Source organism: Pantoea sp. LS15, assembly GCF_012241585.1.
Taxonomy (GTDB): Bacteria; Pseudomonadota; Gammaproteobacteria; order Enterobacterales; family Enterobacteriaceae; genus Enterobacter.
In genome coordinates, this window is record NZ_JAAVXA010000022.1 from 12907 (window position 1) to 33413 (window position 20507).

The following is a 20507-nucleotide window of genomic DNA, read 5'->3' on the forward strand; positions in this document are numbered from 1 at the left end:
GACGCTTCCCCTCTCATCTGAGAGGGGAAAATCTCGCGATCTCCGTCACATTCCCATAAGCATCACTTATCTGACGCGAAGCGAATTAAATTTCGTAAATTGCCCACATTTATTCGTTTGCTGAACCGTTTTCGCAGCAATTGACGACGGGGGTTTTACGTGGCTTTATAAAGGGAGATGACAAAATAATGTTCAGAAGATTTTCGACTGAGCATAAACAAAAATGATGGGGTGACTGGGTTTTTATGAACGAACAATATTCCGCGTTGCGAAGTAATGTCAGTATGCTCGGCAAAGTGCTTGGAGATACCATCAAAGATGCGTTGGGGGAGAACATCCTCGACCGCGTTGAAACCATCCGCAAGCTATCGAAATCTTCTCGTGCAGGTAATGAGGCCAATCGTCAGGAGCTGCTAACCACGTTGCAGAACCTCTCTAACGATGAGCTGTTACCCGTTGCACGCGCATTCAGCCAGTTCCTGAACCTGGCAAATACCGCTGAGCAATACCACAGCATTTCGCCAAATGGTGAAGCTGCCAGCAACCCGGAAGTCATTGCCCGTACGCTTCGTAAACTTAAAGATCAGCCAGGCCTCAACGAAGACACCATCAAAAAAGCGGTGGAGTCCCTTTCGCTGGAGCTGGTACTGACTGCTCACCCAACCGAAATCACCCGTCGTACCCTGATCCACAAAATGGTGGAAGTGAACAACTGCCTGAAGCAGTTGGATAACAAAGACATCGCTGACTACGAACGCAACCAGCTGATGCGCCGCCTGCGCCAGCTGATTGCCCAATCCTGGCACACCGATGAAATTCGTAAGCATCGCCCAAGCCCGGTTGACGAAGCCAAATGGGGCTTTGCGGTGGTAGAAAACAGCCTGTGGGAAGGGGTTCCGAACTATCTGCGCGAACTGAACGAACAGCTGGAAGAGAACCTGGGCTACCGCCTGCCGGTGGATTTTGTGCCAGTGCGCTTCACCTCCTGGATGGGCGGAGACCGCGATGGCAACCCGAACGTTACCGCAGAGATCACCCGTCATGTCCTGCTGCTGAGCCGCTGGAAGGCCACCGACCTGTTCCTGAAAGACATTCAGGTGCTGATTTCCGAACTGTCGATGGTTGAAGCAACACCAGAGCTGCGCGAGCTGGCTGGTGAAGAAGGTGCCAGCGAGCCGTATCGTTTCCTGATGAAAAAACTGCGCAGTCAGCTGATGGCTACTCAGGCCTGGCTGGAAGCACGTCTTAAAGGCCAGCGTCTGCCAAAACCAGAAGGTCTTCTGAGCCAGAACGAACAGCTCTGGGAACCTCTGTACGCCTGTTATAAATCTCTGCAGGCCTGTGGGATGGGCATCATCGCCAACGGTGAGTTGCTTGACACCCTGCGCCGCGTGAAGTGTTTTGGCGTGCCGCTGGTGCGTATCGATGTGCGTCAGGAGAGCACCCGTCATACTGAAGCCCTGGGTGAACTGACCCGCTATCTCGGCATCGGAGATTATGAAAGCTGGTCCGAAGCCGACAAGCAGGCCTTCCTGATCCGCGAACTGAACTCCAAACGTCCTCTGCTGCCTCGTAACTGGGAGCCAAGCAACGACACCCGCGAAGTACTCAACACCTGCAAAGCGATCGTTGATGCGCCGAAAGGATCAGTGGCGGCCTATGTGATCTCCATGGCGAAAACGCCGTCCGACGTGCTGGCCGTTCATCTCCTGCTGAAAGAAGCGGGTATCGACTACGCCCTGCCGGTCGCGCCGCTGTTTGAAACCCTCGATGACCTGAACAATGCCAATGATGTCATGACCCAGTTGCTGAACATCGACTGGTATCGTGGCTTTATTCAGGGCAAACAGATGGTCATGATTGGCTATTCCGACTCCGCAAAAGATGCGGGCGTGATGGCGGCATCCTGGGCCCAGTACCAGGCGCAAGATGCTCTGATTAAAACCTGCGAGAAAGCCGGTATTGAACTGACCCTATTCCACGGGCGTGGTGGTTCGATTGGCCGTGGCGGTGCACCGGCTCATGCCGCACTGCTGTCACAACCACCGGGAAGTCTGAAAGGCGGTCTGCGCGTAACCGAACAGGGCGAGATGATCCGCTTCAAGTACGGCCTGCCAGAAGTGACCGTCAGCAGTCTGTCGCTTTATACCAGCGCGATTCTGGAAGCGAACCTGCTGCCACCGCCGGAGCCAAAAGCGTCCTGGTGTCATATTATGGACGAGCTGTCAGATATCTCCTGCGATCTGTACCGTGGCTACGTGCGTGAAAACAAAGACTTCGTACCTTACTTCCGTTCAGCGACGCCTGAGCAGGAGCTGGGTAAACTGCCGCTGGGCTCACGTCCTGCTAAGCGTCGCCCAACCGGTGGCGTAGAATCTCTGCGTGCTATCCCGTGGATCTTCGCCTGGACGCAGAACCGTTTAATGCTGCCAGCCTGGCTGGGTGCCGGTGCCGCGCTGCAGAAAGTGGTAGAAGATGGCAAACAGAGCGAGCTGGAAGCTATGTGTCGCGACTGGCCATTCTTCTCAACCCGTCTGGGTATGCTGGAGATGGTCTTCTCGAAAGCTGACCTGTGGCTGGCGGAATACTACGATCAGCGTCTGGTGAAACCTGAGCTGTGGGCATTGGGTAAAGAGCTGCGCGAGCTGCTGGAAGGCGACATCAAAGTAGTGCTGGATATCGCCAACGACTCACACCTCATGGCAGACCTGCCGTGGATTGCCGAGTCTATTCAGCTGCGTAACATCTATACCGACCCGTTGAACGTCCTGCAGGCAGAATTGCTGCACCGCTCGCGTCTGGCGGAAGAAGAAGGTAAAGAGCCGGACCCACGCGTTGAACAGGCGCTGATGGTGACGATTGCAGGCGTTGCGGCAGGTATGCGTAACACCGGCTAATGCCTTATGCCCGGCGGCGCTGCGCTTGCCGGGCAATACCTCGGTATTCACATCATGCACCATGATATCCCCCACATCCTGACTGACCTGATAAACGGCACGTCGCCGCTACGTCAGGTGCATTTTGCAAATCCAGCCTCCTCTGCACCCGAACTTGCCTTTCAAGTCGATTTTCCTCGTCTGGAGATCGTGCTCGAAGGTTCGGTGAAAGACCAGGCTGCTTCCGTTTTACAGCAGGGTGATGTTTTATACGTTCCTGCTGGCAGTTGGAATGATCCGCAATGGCAAAAGTCCGCGACGACGTTGAGCATTCTGTTTGGCAAACAACAGCTTGGGTTTAGCCTCCTGCAGTGGGATGGCGTTGAAGTCCGTAACCTGGCAAAACAGCATGTTGCCCGCAGAGGTCCTCGTATTGGCTCATTCCTGCTGCAAACGCTCCATGAAATGCAGATGCAGCCGCATGAGCAGCAAACCGCAAGGCTGATTATCGCCAGCCTGCTTAGCCACTGCGTCGACCTTCTGGGTAGCCAGATCCAAACCGCCTCTCGTAGTCAGGCTCTGTTTGAAGCGATTCGGGTCTATATTGACGAACACTACGCCACTCCACTTACCCGGGAATCAGTCGCGCAGGTGTTTTACATCTCCCCGAATTACCTGTCGCATCTTTTCCAGAAAACGGGCTCAGTGGGTTTCAACGAATACCTGACACATACCCGGCTGGAACACGCGCGTCAGTTGCTGAAAGGGTATGATTTAAAAGTGAAAGAAGTGGCGCATGCCTGCGGGTTTGTTGACAGTAACTATTTCTGCCGGTTGTTCCGAAGAAATACAGAACGCTCCCCGTCAGAATACCGTCGCCAGTATCACAGCCAGCTCACCGGGAAAGTGACTAGTCCAGAATGACCTGAGTATGCTGCGGTGCGGAAAACATTTTACGCACCGCTCCCATCACCTTTTGCGGGTCACGTAAAAAGGAATTAATCCCGCACTTCACGTAGCGGGTATGTTCGAAGCGTTCACTGCCAGCCAGTTCGATATCCGTGATCAGTAGCACAACATCGGCGCGACGAATATCGTCATCCGTGAGCTCGCTTTCAACGCCCAGAGCTCCCTGCGTCTCAATATGAACGCTCCACTTCTCTTGCTGGCAGAGTTTTTCAAGCCGTTCGGCCGCCATATAGGTATGTGCAACACCACTAACACAAGCAGTCACCGCCACCAGATGACGTTCCGTTATCGCTGCCATGCTTAACCTCCTACGGTGACATGGAAACCTTCGCGCTCAGCCATTTGACGCATTGCTACAACCTCACTTTCTGTTGGTGGAACCACTTGCCGCATCCCCCACCCCTGACCAAGGAGACGATACTTTGGTTCCCCGTACTGATGGAACGGCAGTAAATGCAGTTGCCGTATTCCAGAAGGTAACAGAAATGCCAGCACGCGAGCCATGTTCGTTTCATTGAGCGTAAAACCCGGAATAAGCGGCACGCGAGGGATCACGTTTACTCCGTCAGCCACCAGTTGCGTAAAATTATCGAGCACTCTGGGCAGATTCATTGCTACCACTGAACGCGCCTGCTCCGTATCCATTATTTTCAAATCAAACAACACTTCATCACACTGGCGCGCCAGTGGCAGTAAGCGAGATAAAGGTGCATCTCCTGCCGTTTCGATGGCTGTATGCACGCCATATCGACGCAGCCTCTGCAAAAGCAGTGTCGCAAAAGGTGCCTGCATCAACACTTCCCCTCCTGAGAGGGTGACGCCACCACCCGAAGAACGGAAGAACACATCGTCTTTCATTACCTCACGTTCGAGCACATCGAGGGTAACGTCTCTTCCAATATGCTCGAACGCGCCAGAAGGGCACTCATCGGCATCCCGCAGACAGGGAGTACAGTGCAAGCATTTGCTCTCACGGCGCACCGTTTCGATTTTCGGCGAAATCGACTCAGGATTAGCACACCAGGGGCAGCGGTGAGGACAACCTTTAAAAAAGACTACCGTGCGAATGCCACACCCATCATTCAACGAATAGCGCTGGATGTTGAAAATACGCGCCACATCGGCGCGTGTTTCAACCCCGTCACAGCTGATGCGCTGTGCGACGAATAATGTCATCCTGGATCTCCTTCGATAGTTCAACAAAGAAGGCACTGTATCCGGCAACCCGGACGACCAACCCGGCAAAATCCTGAGGACGCTGCTGCGCTTCGCGTAACGTGTCCGCGTTAACCACGTTGAACTGAATATGCTGCAACTTAAGCTGGGTGAAGGCGCGAAGGAAATCCGCCAGCTTTTGCAGTCCGGCATCGCCTTCCAGCGTCGCAGGCGTGAATTTAACGTTCAGAAGTGTACCGTTAGATAATAAATAGTTATCCAGCTTACTCACCGATTTCAGTACCGCCGTCGGGCCCTGCATATCTTGCCCGAGCATAGGAGAGAGTCCACCGTCTGCCAGTTGCTCACCTGCCAGGCGACCATCCGGTGTGGCACCCACGACTGCGCCCAGCGGTACGTGTGCCGACACGGTATATGAACCGGGGGTAAATTGCCCACCACGCGGGTTGCGGTATTTTTCGACCTCTTTGCAGTAATGGCGCAGCAATTCAGCGCTGATATTGTCGACATCATCAATATCATTGCCGTATTTTTCGAAGCGGTTGATCAGCCTTGCACGCACTTTCTCGCCTTCAGGGGTGGCAAAATTGGCTTTTAACACAGCTAATAGCTCATCAAAACTTAAGCGTTGCTGTTCAAAAACCAGCCCTTTCAGAGCATGCAATGAGTCACTCAAATTCGCTATCCCTATCCCCTGCACGCCAGAGAAGTTATAGCGTGCACCGCCGTCGGTAATATCTCTCCCCGTAACCAGGCAATCACTGATAAACGAAGAGAGAAGCGGCACGGGCGCCCAGTCGCGGTGGCCGATATCGCAGATATTGCTCCCCTCGACCATCAGCGCAATATAGTGATTAATTTTGGCGCGAATATGCCTCAGCAACTCTTCATAACTGAGATCCGCATTACCTTCGTTCTCCTGCATCGCGATTTCCATGACTTTCAGCAGGTTAAACATCGCGATATCGTGAAGGCCGTAGGTTTTACCCGGAATGGACAGTTCAACGCAGCCGACAACGGCGTAATCACGCGCATCTTCAAGTGACACACCACGATTCAGGAAAGCTGGCACCACCACTTCATCGTTAAATATCTGCGGAATACCGGTTCCCAGGCGGATCGTCTCTGCAGTTTTAAGCAGGAAAGGTCGGTCAATAAGTTCGTTCACTCGCACGCCAAGGTTGGGCTGCGGAAGCTGAACGCTCTGGTAGGCATCCAGGCACAGGAAGGAAAGCACATTCACCGCACTGCGACCACTCTCCGTCAGGCCGCCCAGCAGTGCAGTATATCCCGTCGGAAATCCGGCAAAATAACGTGCGCTGCTGGTCGAACGTAATAGCACCACGTCATTGCACTTCACCCACAGTGATTCCAGTAGCTCTTTCAAAAACGCGGGATCGTCACCTTGCGAGAGCGAAGCCTGATAAAACGGCAACATATACTGATCAAAGCGCCCGATGGAGAGCGAGCTGGCGTTAGATTCGTACTGTAAAATAACGTTCATGTACCAGAATAGCTGACACGCCTGCCAGAACGTTTGCGGTTTATGCTGAGCGTTATGACGAGAGTTTTCCGCAATCTTCAGTAATTCCTCACGTCGAGATCCATGGCTGACGGTAGCGACCTCTTCTGCCAGCACTGCATAGCGCAGAATGTGACGCTGCGAGGCTTCAAGTAGAATCAGCGCCGCGGCATAGAAGGTGTTCTCCGTATCGCGGGTGCAGTGTTCACGCATTTCTTCTACCAGTGCACCCAGACCATTATTCAGCAGGCGTGGGTAATCAATGATGATATGCCCCTGCCCTTTATCCGTCTGGTTGACGCTAAAAATCTGTGTCCCCACGGCGGCTTTCACTTCATCCGTCATCTGACTGTTGATGAAATCCTTCATCGACCGTTTTTCCCACCAGGGATACAGCACCTCGCGGTAGGTCTGCTTATCCTCGTCGCTAATGTTGAAGCGATCCTGGGGTCGCGTGGCAAACTGATCCAGCTCCTTAAGCAGCCAGTACGGGTCCATCTCAGGGGACATAATCCCTGCTCGCGGTTTAACAGTGCGGTTTCCGGCAATCAGTTCCTCATCACGAATGGCGATGTTCACCTGGTCAAGAATGTACGCCGTGGCTTTCGCGCGCCTGAGCATAACCGGCTCGCCTTCCGTCTGCTGATAACTGGCGGTATACAGTAAAGCACGCTCAAGTGAGATTTCGCGCGGGTTAGCAAAGAGTGCGTCTTTCAGACGCTGGGTACGATTCGTCATGAGGTAACTCCTGTAACGGAAAAACGAACCCGCCCCGAAGGGCGGGAGAGCATCAGGCAGTTTGTGTCAGGTGGGCATCAATTTTGTTCATAATGGCGTCAGCACGCTTTACCGCGTCGCTAATGTTGACGCGCACGATGGTTTTCCCGGTAAAACGCTCTTCGAATTTAATGCCGATATCTTTAGTCAGGATCACCATATCCGCTGCGGCGATATCCTCGGCTGTCAGTTCGTTCTCAAGACCTATCGACCCCTGCGTTTCAACCTTCACCTCCCAGCCTTTGGCCTTAGCGGCACTTTCCAGCGCTTCAGCCGCCATGTAGGTATGCGCAACGCCTGACGGGCATGCCGTTACTGCGATAATTCGGGCCATGTTCTCTTCCTCATTCAGTTAATTTCGAAATCCAGATCCAGGTCGTCCTCTTTTTCCTCGATCTGCTTTGTATTCTTGCGGGCAATAGTCTTCAGCACGTTAACGCTGATGGCGGTAACCACCGCACCTACGGCTACCGCTGTGATGTAGCCCAGTTTGCCCTCCACCACAGGGAGAACGATAAGCCCACCCCATCCGGCATAGCATTGTGCGCCCATCACGGCAGCCGTCACTGCGCCGCACGCGGAACCCAACATGATGGAAGGAATCACACGCAGAGGATCGGCTGCAGCAAATGGAATCGCCCCTTCGGTGACCCCCACGCAGCCCATCACCAGTGCAGCTTTACCCGCTTCACGCTCTTCACCAGTAAAATTCTTGCGATTAATGAGCGTCGCCAGGCCTAACCCCAGCGGAGGCACACAGATACCCACCGCCGCGATTGCCACCACGGTGTAGACACCCTGGGCAACGCAGATCAACATAAAGGCATAGGCCACTTTGTTAATTGGCCCCCCCATATCGAAGGCCAGCATCAGCCCCATAATGACGGCCAGCACAACAATGCTGCCCTGCTGCATTCCTTGCAGCCACTGAGTTAACCCTGTGGTCAACGCCCCGACAGGCTCACCCAGGCCCCACATCATGATGCCCGCGGTGAGAAAAGTGCCGATGATAGGGATGATGAAGATAGGCATGACTGAGCGCAGCACTTTCGGAACCGGCAGTTTCTTCAGATACCAGACCACAATTCCGCCGAGTATCCCGGCAATAATGGCGCCGAAGAAACCCGCACCGAAGCTGTTACCGACCCAGGCCGCAATGGCGCAAGGTGCCAGCGCGGCACGCTCAGCAATGGAATAGCCAATATAGGCGGCCAGGAAGGGGACCATCAGCGTTAACCCGGCCACGCCGATATCGAACAGTTTTTTCAGGTTGGGATCGGTTGCTGCATCCGGTACCGCGCCTTTGCCGTACAGCATGACTGAAACCGCCAGCAAAATTCCGCCTGCAACCACGAACGGAATCATGTGCGACACACCTGTCATCAGATGCTGCCGCGTGTTCTTGAGAATATGCACCAACTCTTTCATATGTCGCTCCTGGCCTAAAACCCTAAAGATGTTGTGGCAAACAATAGGCAATCAGAAAGTCGGCGGACAGGAGACAAAAAGGCCATTTACTGGATTTTTGTAATGTCGGAATAAAAATGCGATCCACCTCGACATTTCGTACAGACGGAAGCGTAAGACAAACCATCACAACCTGTGAGTCAAATCTCACTTTTCGCGTGATATTACATTTGTCCAGTTTTTGGCAGATTTGTCACATGGCGCGGGTCATCACCACACTCGTATCCTGTTCTCCAATGAATGATGATTGGTTTGAGGAGTGTGTGTATGGCTCTGGTAGTGGAATTTACCTGTGAATTACCCAACGGGGTTCACGCGCGTCCGGCAAGTCATGTGGAGACGCTGTGCAATACGTTTATCTCGCAAATCGAGTGGCATAACCTGCGCACAGACCGCAAAGGGAATGCCAAGAGCGCACTGGCACTTATTGGCACCGACACGCTAGCAGGCGACGCCTGTCGTCTGGTGATCCACGGTGAAGATGAGCAGAGCGCCCACCAACAACTGGAACAATGGCTCCGGGAAGAGTTTCCCCACTGCGACGCACCGCTGGCAGAAGCTCTCAATACCGAGCTTGATCCGCTGCCAGAATCTCTCACGCGCCTCAATCCCACCCTGTTTCGCGCCTTGCCCGTTTGCAGTGGTAGCGCCCAGGGCGTGTTGACCTTGCTGACCTCGCTGGATCTCAATGCACTAACAGATTTACCCGACGCGAAAAACGTGGAAGAAGAGCAGTCAGCGCTGGATAACGGCCTCACCCTGCTGGTGAAAAACATTGAGCTGCGCGCACTGGACAGCGAGAGTACCGCCAGCGCCATTCTCGATGCGCATCGATCGCTGGCAACGGATACCTCACTACGCCAGCATCTTCTTGCAGGCGTAAGCCAGGGACTGAGCTGCGCGCAAGCAATAATCGCTACTGCAAACCATTTCTGTGATGCGTTTTCTCGTTCCAGCAGCAACTACCTGCAGGAGCGGGTACTGGATGTGCGCGATGTCTGCTATCAACTTCTACAACACATTTATGGGGAACAGCGCTTCCCGGCGCCAGGCCAGTTGACGCAGCCGACCGTCTGCCTTGCTGACGACCTCACTCCCGGTCAGTTCCTGGAACTGGATAAAACATTACTCAAAGGACTGCTGTTAAAGAGCGGCGGAACCACTTCGCACACCGTTATTCTTGCGCGCTCCTTCAATATTCCCACACTGGTCGGCGTCGATAGCGAAGGTCTTCTTCAATGGCACAACCAGCCTGTCTTCGTGGATGGCAATGCGGGCGCGGTTGTGGTCAATGCCAGTGATGCGGTGGTGCGCTACTATCAGCAGGAAGCACGAGTACAACAGGCGATCCGCGAGCAGCAACGCATCTGGCTTGATCGGGAAGCCAGAACATCAGATGGCCTGCGCATTGAGATTGCCGCGAACATCGCTCATGCAGTGGAAGCCGTGGCGGCATTTGGTAACGGTGCCGAAGGCGTTGGCTTGTTCCGCACCGAAATGCTGTATATGGATCGCACCAGCGCCCCCGGTGAAAACGAGCTGTACAACATTTTCTGCCAGGCACTTGAAAGTGCAAATGAGCGCAGCATTATCGTGCGTACTATGGATATCGGCGGCGATAAACCGGTGGAGTACCTGAACATACCGGCAGAAAACAACCCCTTCCTCGGCTACCGCGCAGTACGTATCTACGAAGAATATGCAACGCTTTTCACCACCCAGCTTCGGGCGATCCTGCGCGCCTCTGCTCACGGCAACCTGAAGATCATGATCCCGATGATCTCCTCCATGGAAGAGATCCTGTGGGTTAAAGAGAAGCTTGCCGAAGCGAAGCAGCAGCTTCGTACTGAACATATTCCTTTTGATGAAAAAATCCCTCTCGGCATCATGCTGGAAGTGCCCTCGGTGATGTTCATCATCGATCAATGCTGCGAAGAAATAGATTTCTTTAGTATCGGCAGCAATGACCTGACGCAGTATCTCCTGGCCGTCGACCGCGACAACGCCAAAGTCACACGCCATTACAACAGCCTGAACCCGGCTTTCCTGCGCGCTCTGGATTACGCGGTACAGGCCGTCCATCGCCAGGGAAAATGGATTGGCCTGTGCGGTGAGCTGGGTGCAAAAGGTTCTGTGTTGCCATTGCTGGTAGGTTTGGGCCTGGACGAGCTCAGTATGGGGTCGCCTGCTATCCCGGCGACCAAAGCGCGCCTGGCACAGCTTGATAGTCGCGCCTGCCGCCAGTTGTTGAACCAGGCCATGGCGTGTCGCACCTCACTTGAAGTGGAACACCTGCTCGCCCAGTTCCGCATGAATCAGCAGGATACGCCGCTGGTGACGCCACGCTGCATTTCTCTGGATAACGACTGGAACAGTAAAGAAGAGGTCATGAAAGGCATGACCGATAACCTTTTGCTCGCCGGGCGTTGCCGCTATCCGCGCAAGCTGGAAGCCGATCTGTGGGCGCGCGAGGCCGTATTTTCTACCGGGCTGGGTTTTAGTTTTGCCATCCCACACAGCAAATCGGAGCATATTGAGCAATCCACCATCAGCGTTGCACGCCTGAAAGCCCCCGTCATGTGGGGAGATGAGGAAGCGCAATTCATCATCATGCTGACGCTGAACAAACACGCCGCAGGCGACCAGCACATGCGAATTTTCTCACGCCTGGCACGTCGCATCATGCATGAAGATTTCCGCAACGCGCTGGTGAACGCCAGCTCCGGGGAGGCTATTGCTTCTCTGCTGCAACACGAATTAGAACTTTAATACGAGGAAGAGTGATGGAACTGTATCTGGATACCGCCAATGTGGCGGAAGTCGAACGCCTTGCACGCATTTTTCCCATTGCGGGCGTGACCACTAACCCAAGCATTATCGCTGCCAGCCGTGAATCCATCTGGAAGGTGCTGCCGCGTCTGCAAATGGCCATCGGGCCGGACGGCACGCTGTTTGCCCAAACCATGAGCCGCGATGCAGAGGGCATGGTGGCGGAAGCTAAACGCCTGAGTAATGTCATACCGGACATCGTGGTCAAAATCCCGGTGACGGCTCAGGGCCTTATCGCGATTCAGGCTCTGAAAAAAGAGGGCATTACCACGTTGGGAACCGCCGTATACAGCGCAGCACAGGGGTTACTCGCCGCACTGGCAGGAGCAAAGTATGTGGCCCCGTATGTCAACCGCGTCGACGCTCAAGGCGGTGACGGTATTCGTATGGTGCAAGAACTGCAATCCCTGCTTGAAATGCATGCGCCAGAGAGCAAGGTACTTGCCGCCAGCTTTAAAACTCCGCGACAGGCGCTGGACTGCCTGCTTGCCGGCTGTGAAGCAATCACGCTTCCTTTAGATGTAGCGCAACAAATGCTCGGCACCCCGGCGGTAGAGTCAGCCATAGAGAAGTTCGAGCAAGACTGGAAAAACGCGTTTGGTAACCTCAACCTCTAAGGGAGAACTGTTATGGACCGTATCATTCAATCGCCGGGGAAATACATCCAGGGCGCTAATGTGCTTACCCGTCTCGGCGACTATCTGAAGCCACTAGCACAGCGCTGGCTGGTAGTCGGCGATAAATTTGTACTGGGCTTTGCTGAAGAGACTTTACGGCAGAGTTTCAAAAACGCAGAACTGCATGCTGAAATCGCACCGTTTGGTGGCGAATGTTCGCAAAATGAAATCGATCGACTGAAAAAACTGGCAGACAGTGCTGACTGTATGGCGGTACTGGGTATCGGCGGCGGAAAAACGCTGGATACCGCCAAAGCGCTGGCACACTTTATGAACGTGCCGGTCGCCATTGCCCCGACTATCGCCTCCACTGATGCGCCGTGCAGCGCGCTTTCCGTGATTTATACCGACAACGGCGAGTTCGATCGCTACCTGATGCTACCGCACAACCCGAACATGGTTATCGTCGACACCAATGTGGTTGCAGGAGCACCACCACGTCTGCTTGCTGCGGGGATTGGCGATGCACTGGCCACCTGGTTTGAAGCACGAGCCTGTTCCCGCAGTGGCGCAACCACCATGGCAGGGGGCAAATGTACGCAGGCTGCGTTAGCGCTCGCCGAGCTGTGCTACAACACGCTGATTGAAGAGGGTGAAAAAGCGATGTTGGCGGCGGAACAGCACGTCGTAACACCGGCGCTGGAACGCATCATTGAAGCCAATACGTATCTCAGCGGCGTCGGTTTTGAAAGCGGCGGGCTGGCTGCAGCACACGCCATTCACAACGGCATGACAGCAGTGCCGGACGCACATCACTTCTATCATGGTGAAAAAGTCGCATTCGGTACGCTGACGCAGCTGGTACTGGAAAACGCCCCGGTAGAAGAAATAGAGACCGTCGCGGCGCTTTGTCACAGCGTTGGTTTGCCCATCACGCTGGCACAGCTGAACATCAAAGAGGATATCCCGGCTAAAATGCGTCTGATTGCGGAAGCCTCCTGCGCGGAAGGCGAAACCATTCATAACATGCCGGGCGGCGTGTCGCCGGACCAGGTTTACGCGGCACTGTTGGTTGCCGATCAGTACGGACAGCGGTTCTTACAGGAGTGGGAATAGTCGCAGCCCACATGGTGTGAAAAAAATCCCCGCCGAAGCGGGGATTTTTTATTACTGCAGGTCGAAACGATCCAAATCCATCACCTTCGCCCATGCTGCAACGAAGTCACGGACAAACTTCTCGCTGGCATCGCTGCTGGCATAAACTTCTGCCAGCGCGCGCAGGACGGCATTAGAGCCGAAGACCAGGTCAGCGCGGGTCGCAGTATATTTCACTTCACCGCTGATGCGGTCGCTACCGGCAAAGAGTTCGTTTGACTCATCGGTCGCTTTCCACTGGGTATTCATGTCCAGCAGATTGACGAAGAAGTCATTACTCAGCACGCCCTCACGGTCAGTGAACACGCCATTCTTGCCGCCATCAAAGTTTGCCCCCAGTACGCGCAGGCCGCCGATCAACACCGTCAACTCAGGCGCGGTCAACGTCAGCTGCTGGGCCTTATCAATCAGCAGTGATTCCGTGGTCGAGGCATTAACCTGTGCACGGTAGTTGCGGAAGCCATCGGCAATCGGTTCGAGCAGGTTAAACATCTCGATATCCGTTTGATCCTGACGAGCATCCACACGGCCCGGCGTGAACGGTACGGTGACGTAAACGCCTGCCGCTTTCGCGGCTTGCTCCACGCCCACTACACCCGCCAGCACGATGATATCTGCCAGGGAAGCTTTGTTAGTGGTGCGCTGAATAGCTTCCAGAGCAGGAAGTGCACGAACCGCTGCGGCGTTCACATCCCAGTCACGCTGAGGTGCCAGCGCCAGACGTGCACCATTCGCACCGCCGCGCTTATCGCCGCCGCGGAAGGTTGAAGCAGACGCCCAGGCAACAGAAACCAGTTCGCTTACGGAGAGACCCGATGCCGCAATTTCCGCTTTCAGACTTTCAATATCTTCTTTCGAAGGGTTGAACACCGCCTGTGGCAGCGGATCCTGCCAAATCAGATCTTCTTTCGGCACTTCCGGACCAATGTACCGCGCTTTTGGCCCCATATCACGGTGGGTCAGTTTGAACCACGCACGTGCGAAGGCTTCATTGAAGGCCTGCGGATCGTTCAGGAAACGACGGGAAATTTTCTCGAATTCCGGGTCGAAACGCAGCGTCAGGTCGGTGACCAGCATGGTTGGTTTGCGTTTTTTCGATGGGTCGAACGGATCAGGCATAATGTCCGGCGCATTTACGGCTTCAAACTGAATGGCACCGGCCGGGCTACGTGTCTGCACCCACTCATATTTGAACAGGTTCTCGAAGAAATAGTTGCTCCACTGGGTCGGGGTTTGTGACCAGATGACTTCCAGACCAGAGGTAATGGCATCTTCGCCAACGCCAGAGCCGTGCGTGCTATGCCAGCCAAGACCCTGCGCCTCAATCGGTGCGGCTTCCGGATCAGCACCTACATGGGTCGCTTCACCTGCGCCGTGGGTTTTACCGAGAGTATGCCCCCCCGCAATCAACGCGACGGTCTCCTCGTCATCCATACCCATGTTACCGAAGGTGGCGCGGATCGCCGCTGCCGCTGACAGCGGTTCACCGCTGGCATTTGGCCCTTCCGGGTTAACGTAAATCAGGCCCATTTCGGTTGCGGCCAGTGGACGCTTCGCCAGCTCTTCCGGATCGCGGTGCTTCAGCCAGGTCGTTTCATCGCCCCAGTTAACGTCCATATCCGGTTCCCAGACGTCTTCACGCCCGGCACCAAAACCAAAGGTGCGGAAGCCCGAGTTTTCCAGCGCCACGTTACCCGCAAGGATAAACAGGTCAGCCCAGGAGATTTTTTGCCCGTATTTTTGCTTAATTGGCCACAGCAGGCGACGTGCTTTATCCAGACTGACGTTATCAGGCCAGGAGTTCAGCGGCGCAAAGCGCTGTTGACCGCGTCCTGCACCACCGCGCCCGTCAACGGAGCGATAGGTGCCTGCACCGTGCCAGGCCATACGAATAAACAGACCGGCATAGCTGCCCCAGTCGGCTGGCCACCATGGTTGAGAGTCGGTTAAAAGTGCTTTGAGGTCGCCTTTAAGCGCGGAATAATCAAGTTTGCTGAATTCTTTGCGGTAGTCGAAGTCTTCACCCAGAGGGTTCGAACGGTTGGAATGTTGGTTAAGAAGGTCGACACGGAGTTGTTTTGGCCACCAGTCACGGCTGCTGGTACCTGCCCCCGCGCTCTGATCGTGACCGCCCTGATGGAACGGGCATTTGCCGACTTTATTGGTATCGTCTGACGTGCTCATCGCTATGCTCCCTTTTACAGTGTTACCGTTACGATATACGCCCTTATTGATAAGGTACAGTTGGGATAACCCACAGATTCGATAGTTAATTCCGTTTAATTACACTTTGAAAATTTGTGACTTTTGTACGTCTTTGGCAGGATTGCCGATGTGACAGGAAAATAAAACCCTTATAAATCAAAAAACCCTCCGAAGAGGGCTTTTTTGTTACACGCCTGGTCTAACACCGAGCGTGTGGCATATAGCGTAACTCATCTCCGCACGGTTCAGCGTGTAGAAGTGGAAATCCTTCACCCCTTCACGACTTAAAATCTTCACCATGTCCATCGCGATATTTGCGCCCACCAGCTTGCGTGTTTCCGGGTCATCGTCCAGCCCTTCGTACATTTTAGACATCCAAAGCGGAATGCGCACATTCGTCATGTCAGCAAATTTCTTCGCCTGTTTGAAGTTAGAGACCGGCAGAATACCCGGGATAATTTCAACGTCGATGCCCGCTGAAACACAACGGTCGCGGAAGCGCAGGTAGCTTTCCACATCAAAGAAGAACTGGGTAATCGCGCGGTTTGCACCCGCCTCCACTTTACGCTTCAGGTTAAGCAGATCGGCCTGGGCGCTTTTCGCTTCCGGGTGAACTTCAGGATAAGCGGCAACGGAGATATCAAAATCGGCCACGTCTTTCAGCAGCGCGACCAGGTCGGCAGCATACATTTCCGGCTTACCGCTACCCGGCGGCAGGTCACCGCGCAGGGCAACAATATGACGAATGCCGTTGTTCCAGTAATCCTGGGCGATAGCACGCAATTCTTCACGGGTTGCGTCGATGCAGGTGAGATGTGGGGCCGCTTCCAGACCGGTACGATCTTTAATGCCTTTAATGATGCTGTGCGTACGGTCACGCTCGCCAGAGTTTGCCCCGTAGGTTACGGAGACAAACTTCGGTTTCAGGCTGCTGAGACGATCGATAGAGCTCCACAGGGTTTGCTCCATTTCACTGGTGCGCGGCGGGAAAAATTCAAAAGAGACGTTAATCTGGCCGTTTACTTCGGCCAGGCTCTGATTCAGGGCTTCCCGCTGGTTGGCGTGAAAAAAGCTCATACCGTACCTCTATCTTTCGCGTGTCGTTGTTTGTTGTATTGTGAACTTCTATACGTTTAGACGTCCAGATGTAAAAATGACGGAAAAGCGGAGGGACGTCAACAGAAATAATCAACAATAAAGGTGAGGTTTGCTCAGGGAATATGAGGAAAATTCATGATGAGGGTAATTCCCTCTCCCGGCGAGAGAGGGAACTTTAGGTATTACAGCAGCTTAGCCAGACGGTTGATGTCGGACTGAATTGCGCCAGCGGTCACATCGCGCCCCGCACCCGGTCCACGGATCACCAGTGGGTTATCACGATACCAGCGGCTTTCTATTGCGAAGACGTTATCGCACGGCAGCAGTGCTGCCAGCGGATGTTCAGGACGCACCGCCTCAACGCCCACACGCGCTTTACCGTTGGCCTCAAAACGCGCCACATAGCGTAGTACCAGTCCCATCTCGTTCGCCGCTTCCAGACGCTGTACCATCTGTTCGTTAAGCTCTTCACCATTTTCAAAGAAATGATCTACAGAACCTTCTTCACAGCCAGCAGGCACCAGTGATTCGACGCGTACCGAATCCGGTTCGATGTCGTAACCGGCTTCACGCGCCAGGATCACCAGCTTACGCATTACGTCTTTACCGGAGAGGTCAACACGCGGATCGGGCTCGGTTAAACCCTGTTGCCATGCCTGATCTACCAGGTCGGTGAACGGTACGGTGCCGTCAAACTGCAGGAACAGCCAGGAGAGCGTGCCGGAGAAGATACCGCTCAGCGCCAGAATGCTATCGCCGCTTTCAATCAGGTCACGCACGGTGTGGTTAACCGGCAGGCCCGCGCCCACGGTGGCGTTATAGAGCCAGTGACGCCCTGTTTTTTCAAACGCGTCGTGGATCTGACGGTATTTATCGGTGCTGCTTGCCCCCGCCAGCTTATTGGCGCTAATGACGTGGAACCCATGGCTGGCGAAATCAAGATACTGATCGGCCAGCTGTTCGCTGGCAGTGACGTCCAGCACCACCAGATCGTCATACGGGTGCGCACGCATCCACAGGAACAGCGACTCTTCATCCTGCTCGACAGCTTCATCATTAAAGAAAGCAAGCGCACGGCTGGCGTCCAGCCCTTCGTAATTCAACAGGCTGCGACGGCTGTCCACCACGCCTGCGAGAATAAATTCAAACCCGGTACGTGCAGAGAGAGTCACTTGCTCGCGGGCGAACAGCTCCAGCCAGCGGGAACCGATGTTGCCTTTGCCGAACAGCACCAGGCCGATGCGTTTTTCCGCGCGGAACAGAGAGGTATGCAGACCCTGAATCAGGCTCTCGGTAGGCCCTTTACGCAGCACGGCGACCAGGCTGATGCCCTCTTCGGACTGCCAGGTAAACTCAACCGGCTGTCCCTTCAGTTGCTGCCAGAAACGGTGGCAGTGCAGAGGGTTACGGGTGACACCCGCCCCAACCATCGCCACCAGCGCCAGCCCCTGACGCAGACGAAGTTCGCCCGGCAAGCCCGCTTCATCCAGAATTTTCAGCGCGCTGTCCGCCACTTCAGCGGTGTAGCAGAACTGCAGCAGCTGGCGGTCGTTGTGCACGCCAACAGCCAGCGGACGCACCTGAGCACGCTTTAACACCAGGTCGATGTCTTTATGTGCCAGTTTGAAATCCTGTCCTGCCGGAACCTGGAACTCAATCAGGCAGATGTCGTCGTGGCTGGTAACGATACGAGCGCCGGTACCGGACGCCAGCACGCGCTCAATACGAGTAGAACCTTGATCCGGGGTATAACTGCAGCGCAGCTGCAGGTCAATATCGCTGCCGGAAACTGGCTGCAGCGTGCGCGCGTGCAGTACCGGCGCCGCCAGACGTGCCAGTTCGCTGGCTTCGTCAAGACGCAGCAGCGGCAGTAAACAGGCATCTTTCACTTTGCGCGGGTCGGCACTGTAAACACCGGCCACGTCACTCCAGATGGTGACGCGGGACACGCCCGCCAGAGCCCCAATTTGGGTTGCAGAGTAGTCGGAGCCGTTACGCCCCAGCAGCACAGTTTCACCTGCGTTGCTGCGGCTGATAAAGCCAGTCACCACAATGCGTTTACCCGGATGCTGCACCAGCAGCTGTTGCAGTAACGGGTAAGACAATCCTTCGTCGACCTGCGGCTGTGCAGCACGTTCAGCGCGCAGGAAGTCACGCGCGTCGAGCCAGGCGGCTTCAACGCCGAGATGTTGCAAAACAGCAGCCATCAAGCGAGCAGACCACACTTCCCCGTGACCGACCACTTCGGCATACACCGCATCGGTAATGCCGCTGTCCAGCAGGGCAGCCAGACGCTCAAGGTCATGGGTGAAGGCACTGATCAGCCCGTCTGCTACGTCTGCAGGCAGCAAGCCGGCAATCAGCTCGCTCTGATAACGACGTAAGGACTGTTGCACCTGATGCGCAGAAAGGCGATCGGTCTGGCTCAATTTCAGCCAGCTAATCAACTGGTTGGTGGTGCTGCCCGCCGCAGAGACAACCATCATGTCCCCCGGCTGCGAATACTCTGTCATGATCCCTGCGACACGCAGATAACATTTCACATCAGCAAGACTACTACCACCAAACTTGTGCAGTTGACGACCCTTCGCCCCTGCCTGCGCTATCACACTCATGATTACCCCTTGGCTGCGACCCGGAAGCCATTTTCCAGATCGGCAATTAAATCTTCAGAATCTTCAATACCGGTTGAGATTCGCAGCAGCGTCTCAGAAATACCGGCGGCGGCACGTGCTTCGGGTGCCATACCTGCGTGCGTCATGGTTGCGGCGTGGGAAATCAGGCTTTCAACCCCACCCAGGGATTCCGCCAGCGTAAACAATGACAGCCCGCTCAGGAAGCGACGCAGCGTTTGCTCGTCACCGTCCAGTTCAAAACTTAACATCGCGCCAAATCCCTTCTGCTGGCGCGCGGCGATCTCGTGCCCCTGGTTTTCCGGCAGCGACGGGTGATAGAGCTTCTTCACCAGCGGCTGCGTTTTCAGGAAATCGACAATCGCCTGAGCATTACGCTGCGCCACTTCCATACGCGGCGACAGCGTACGAATGCCACGTAACAGCAAATAGCTGTCGAAGGCACCCGCGGTGACGCCAATATTATTGGCCCACCATGCCAGTTCCGTGACAACCTCGGGGTCTTTTGCAATCACCACGCCCGCTACCACGTCAGAATGGCCGTTCAGATATTTAGTGCATGAATGCAATACCAGATCAGCACCCAATGCTAATGGGTTCTGAAGGGCCGGACTGAGGAACGTATTATCCACTACACTTATCGCTCCCGCATCCTTTGTGAGCTGACAAATTTTCGCAATGTCGACAACGCGCAACAATGGGTTGCTTGGACTTTCCACCAGTACCAGCTTCGGTTTCTCTGCCAGCGCCTGTTTCAGCGCCTGTTCGTCGTTTTGATCGACAAACAGCACGCGATAACAGCCGCGCTTCGCCAGACTATCAAACAGACGATAGCTGCCGCCGTAGCAGTCGTGCGGCGCAACCAGCAGGTCACCCGGTTTCAGGAACACCGTGGTCACCAGATGAATGGCGGACATACCGGTATTGGTTAATACTGCACCTGCGCCACCTTCCAGCTCTGCCAGCGCTCGCTGGGTCACGTCACGCGTGGGGTTACCACGACGCGAGTAGTCATGCGCGCGGGGTTCATTAAATCCGGTGAAATTATAGGTACTGGAAAGATGAATGGGCGGAACAACACAGCCGTACTGCTCGTCATCATTCAATCCGCTACGCACTGCGATGGTGGCCTGTTTACGCGTCATGGTGAAGGCTTCCTGGCTAATTAGGTGAAAAGTCAGGC

14 protein-coding genes are annotated in these 20507 nt (G+C 54.7%); 5 read left to right on the plus strand and 9 right to left on the minus strand.

The window, feature by feature from the left end; all coding sequences use genetic code 11:
• Positions 1–245 precede the first annotated feature (245 nt).
• Both ppc and HED65_RS21465 read left to right on the plus strand, forming a co-directional pair.
• On the plus strand, positions 246–2897 hold the full coding sequence (ppc, locus tag HED65_RS21460) for a phosphoenolpyruvate carboxylase (RefSeq protein WP_114980083.1): 2652 nt from the start codon (positions 246–248) through the stop codon (positions 2895–2897).
• Between the two features lie 54 nt (positions 2898–2951).
• Positions 2952–3800: a helix-turn-helix transcriptional regulator gene (locus HED65_RS21465; protein ID WP_114980100.1), complete on the plus strand. Its 849-nt coding sequence runs from the start codon at positions 2952–2954 to the stop codon at positions 3798–3800.
• Here HED65_RS21465 and HED65_RS21470 read toward each other — a convergent pair.
• The 5 genes from HED65_RS21470 to HED65_RS21490 are packed head-to-tail and all read right to left on the minus strand — an operon-like array spanning position 3787 to position 8748.
• Positions 3787–4143 (minus strand): PTS fructose-like transporter subunit IIB, encoded by a 357-nt coding sequence (locus HED65_RS21470; protein ID WP_114980084.1) that lies wholly within the window; start codon positions 4141–4143, stop codon positions 3787–3789. The genes HED65_RS21465 and HED65_RS21470 overlap by 14 nt on opposite strands.
• A 2-nt stretch (positions 4144–4145) precedes the next feature.
• A complete protein-coding gene (locus tag HED65_RS21475) occupies positions 4146–5021 on the minus strand; it encodes a [formate-C-acetyltransferase]-activating enzyme (RefSeq protein ID WP_114980085.1) in 876 nt (291 codons plus the stop codon).
• On the minus strand, positions 4987–7281 hold the full coding sequence (locus HED65_RS21480; RefSeq protein WP_114980086.1) for a formate C-acetyltransferase: 2295 nt from the start codon (positions 7279–7281) through the stop codon (positions 4987–4989). Before HED65_RS21480 ends, HED65_RS21475 begins: the two co-directional genes overlap by 35 nt.
• Positions 7282–7333: 52 nt before the next feature.
• Complete coding sequence (locus HED65_RS21485) at positions 7334–7654, minus strand: PTS fructose-like transporter subunit IIB (protein ID WP_114980087.1); 321 nt, start codon at positions 7652–7654, stop codon at positions 7334–7336.
• A gap of 14 nt (positions 7655–7668) precedes the next feature.
• Positions 7669–8748, minus strand: a complete 1080-nt coding sequence (locus HED65_RS21490; protein ID WP_114980088.1) for a PTS fructose transporter subunit EIIC — start codon at positions 8746–8748, stop codon at positions 7669–7671.
• A gap of 306 nt (positions 8749–9054) precedes the next feature.
• On the opposite strand from HED65_RS21490, the gene ptsP reads away from it, so the two are divergent.
• From ptsP to gldA, 3 genes are read left to right on the plus strand one after another with little or no spacing between them, the layout of a single operon-like run.
• A complete protein-coding gene (gene ptsP, locus HED65_RS21495) occupies positions 9055–11556 on the plus strand; it encodes a phosphoenolpyruvate--protein phosphotransferase (protein WP_114980089.1) in 2502 nt (833 codons plus the stop codon).
• A gap of 14 nt (positions 11557–11570) precedes the next feature.
• Positions 11571–12233, plus strand: coding sequence for a fructose-6-phosphate aldolase (gene fsa, locus HED65_RS21500; RefSeq protein WP_114980090.1), 663 nt, complete (start codon positions 11571–11573; stop codon positions 12231–12233).
• Positions 12234–12245: 12 nt separating this feature from the next.
• A complete protein-coding gene (gldA, locus tag HED65_RS21505) occupies positions 12246–13349 on the plus strand; it encodes a bifunctional L-1,2-propanediol dehydrogenase/glycerol dehydrogenase (protein ID WP_114980091.1) in 1104 nt (367 codons plus the stop codon).
• Between the two features lie 51 nt (positions 13350–13400).
• On the opposite strand, the gene katG is transcribed toward gldA, so the two are convergent.
• The 4 genes from katG to metB all read right to left on the minus strand — a co-directional run bounded on the left by katG (position 13401) and on the right by metB (position 20469).
• The gene (katG, locus tag HED65_RS21510; RefSeq protein ID WP_114980092.1) at positions 13401–15572 is read right to left on the minus strand and encodes a catalase/peroxidase HPI; all 2172 of its coding nucleotides are present in this window, start codon (positions 15570–15572) and stop codon (positions 13401–13403) included.
• A gap of 207 nt (positions 15573–15779) precedes the next feature.
• On the minus strand, positions 15780–16670 hold the full coding sequence (gene metF / locus HED65_RS21515; RefSeq protein WP_114980093.1) for a methylenetetrahydrofolate reductase: 891 nt from the start codon (positions 16668–16670) through the stop codon (positions 15780–15782).
• Positions 16671–16873: 203 nt separating this feature from the next.
• Positions 16874–19306 carry a bifunctional aspartate kinase/homoserine dehydrogenase II gene (locus tag HED65_RS21520; RefSeq protein WP_114980094.1) on the minus strand — a complete coding sequence of 811 codons (2433 nt, stop codon included), beginning with the start codon at positions 19304–19306 and terminating at the stop codon, positions 16874–16876.
• 2 nt (positions 19307–19308) lie between these two features.
• Entirely contained in the window at positions 19309–20469 is a 1161-nt protein-coding gene (metB, locus tag HED65_RS21525; RefSeq protein WP_114980095.1) for a cystathionine gamma-synthase, read from the minus strand.
• Positions 20470–20507 lie beyond the last annotated feature (38 nt).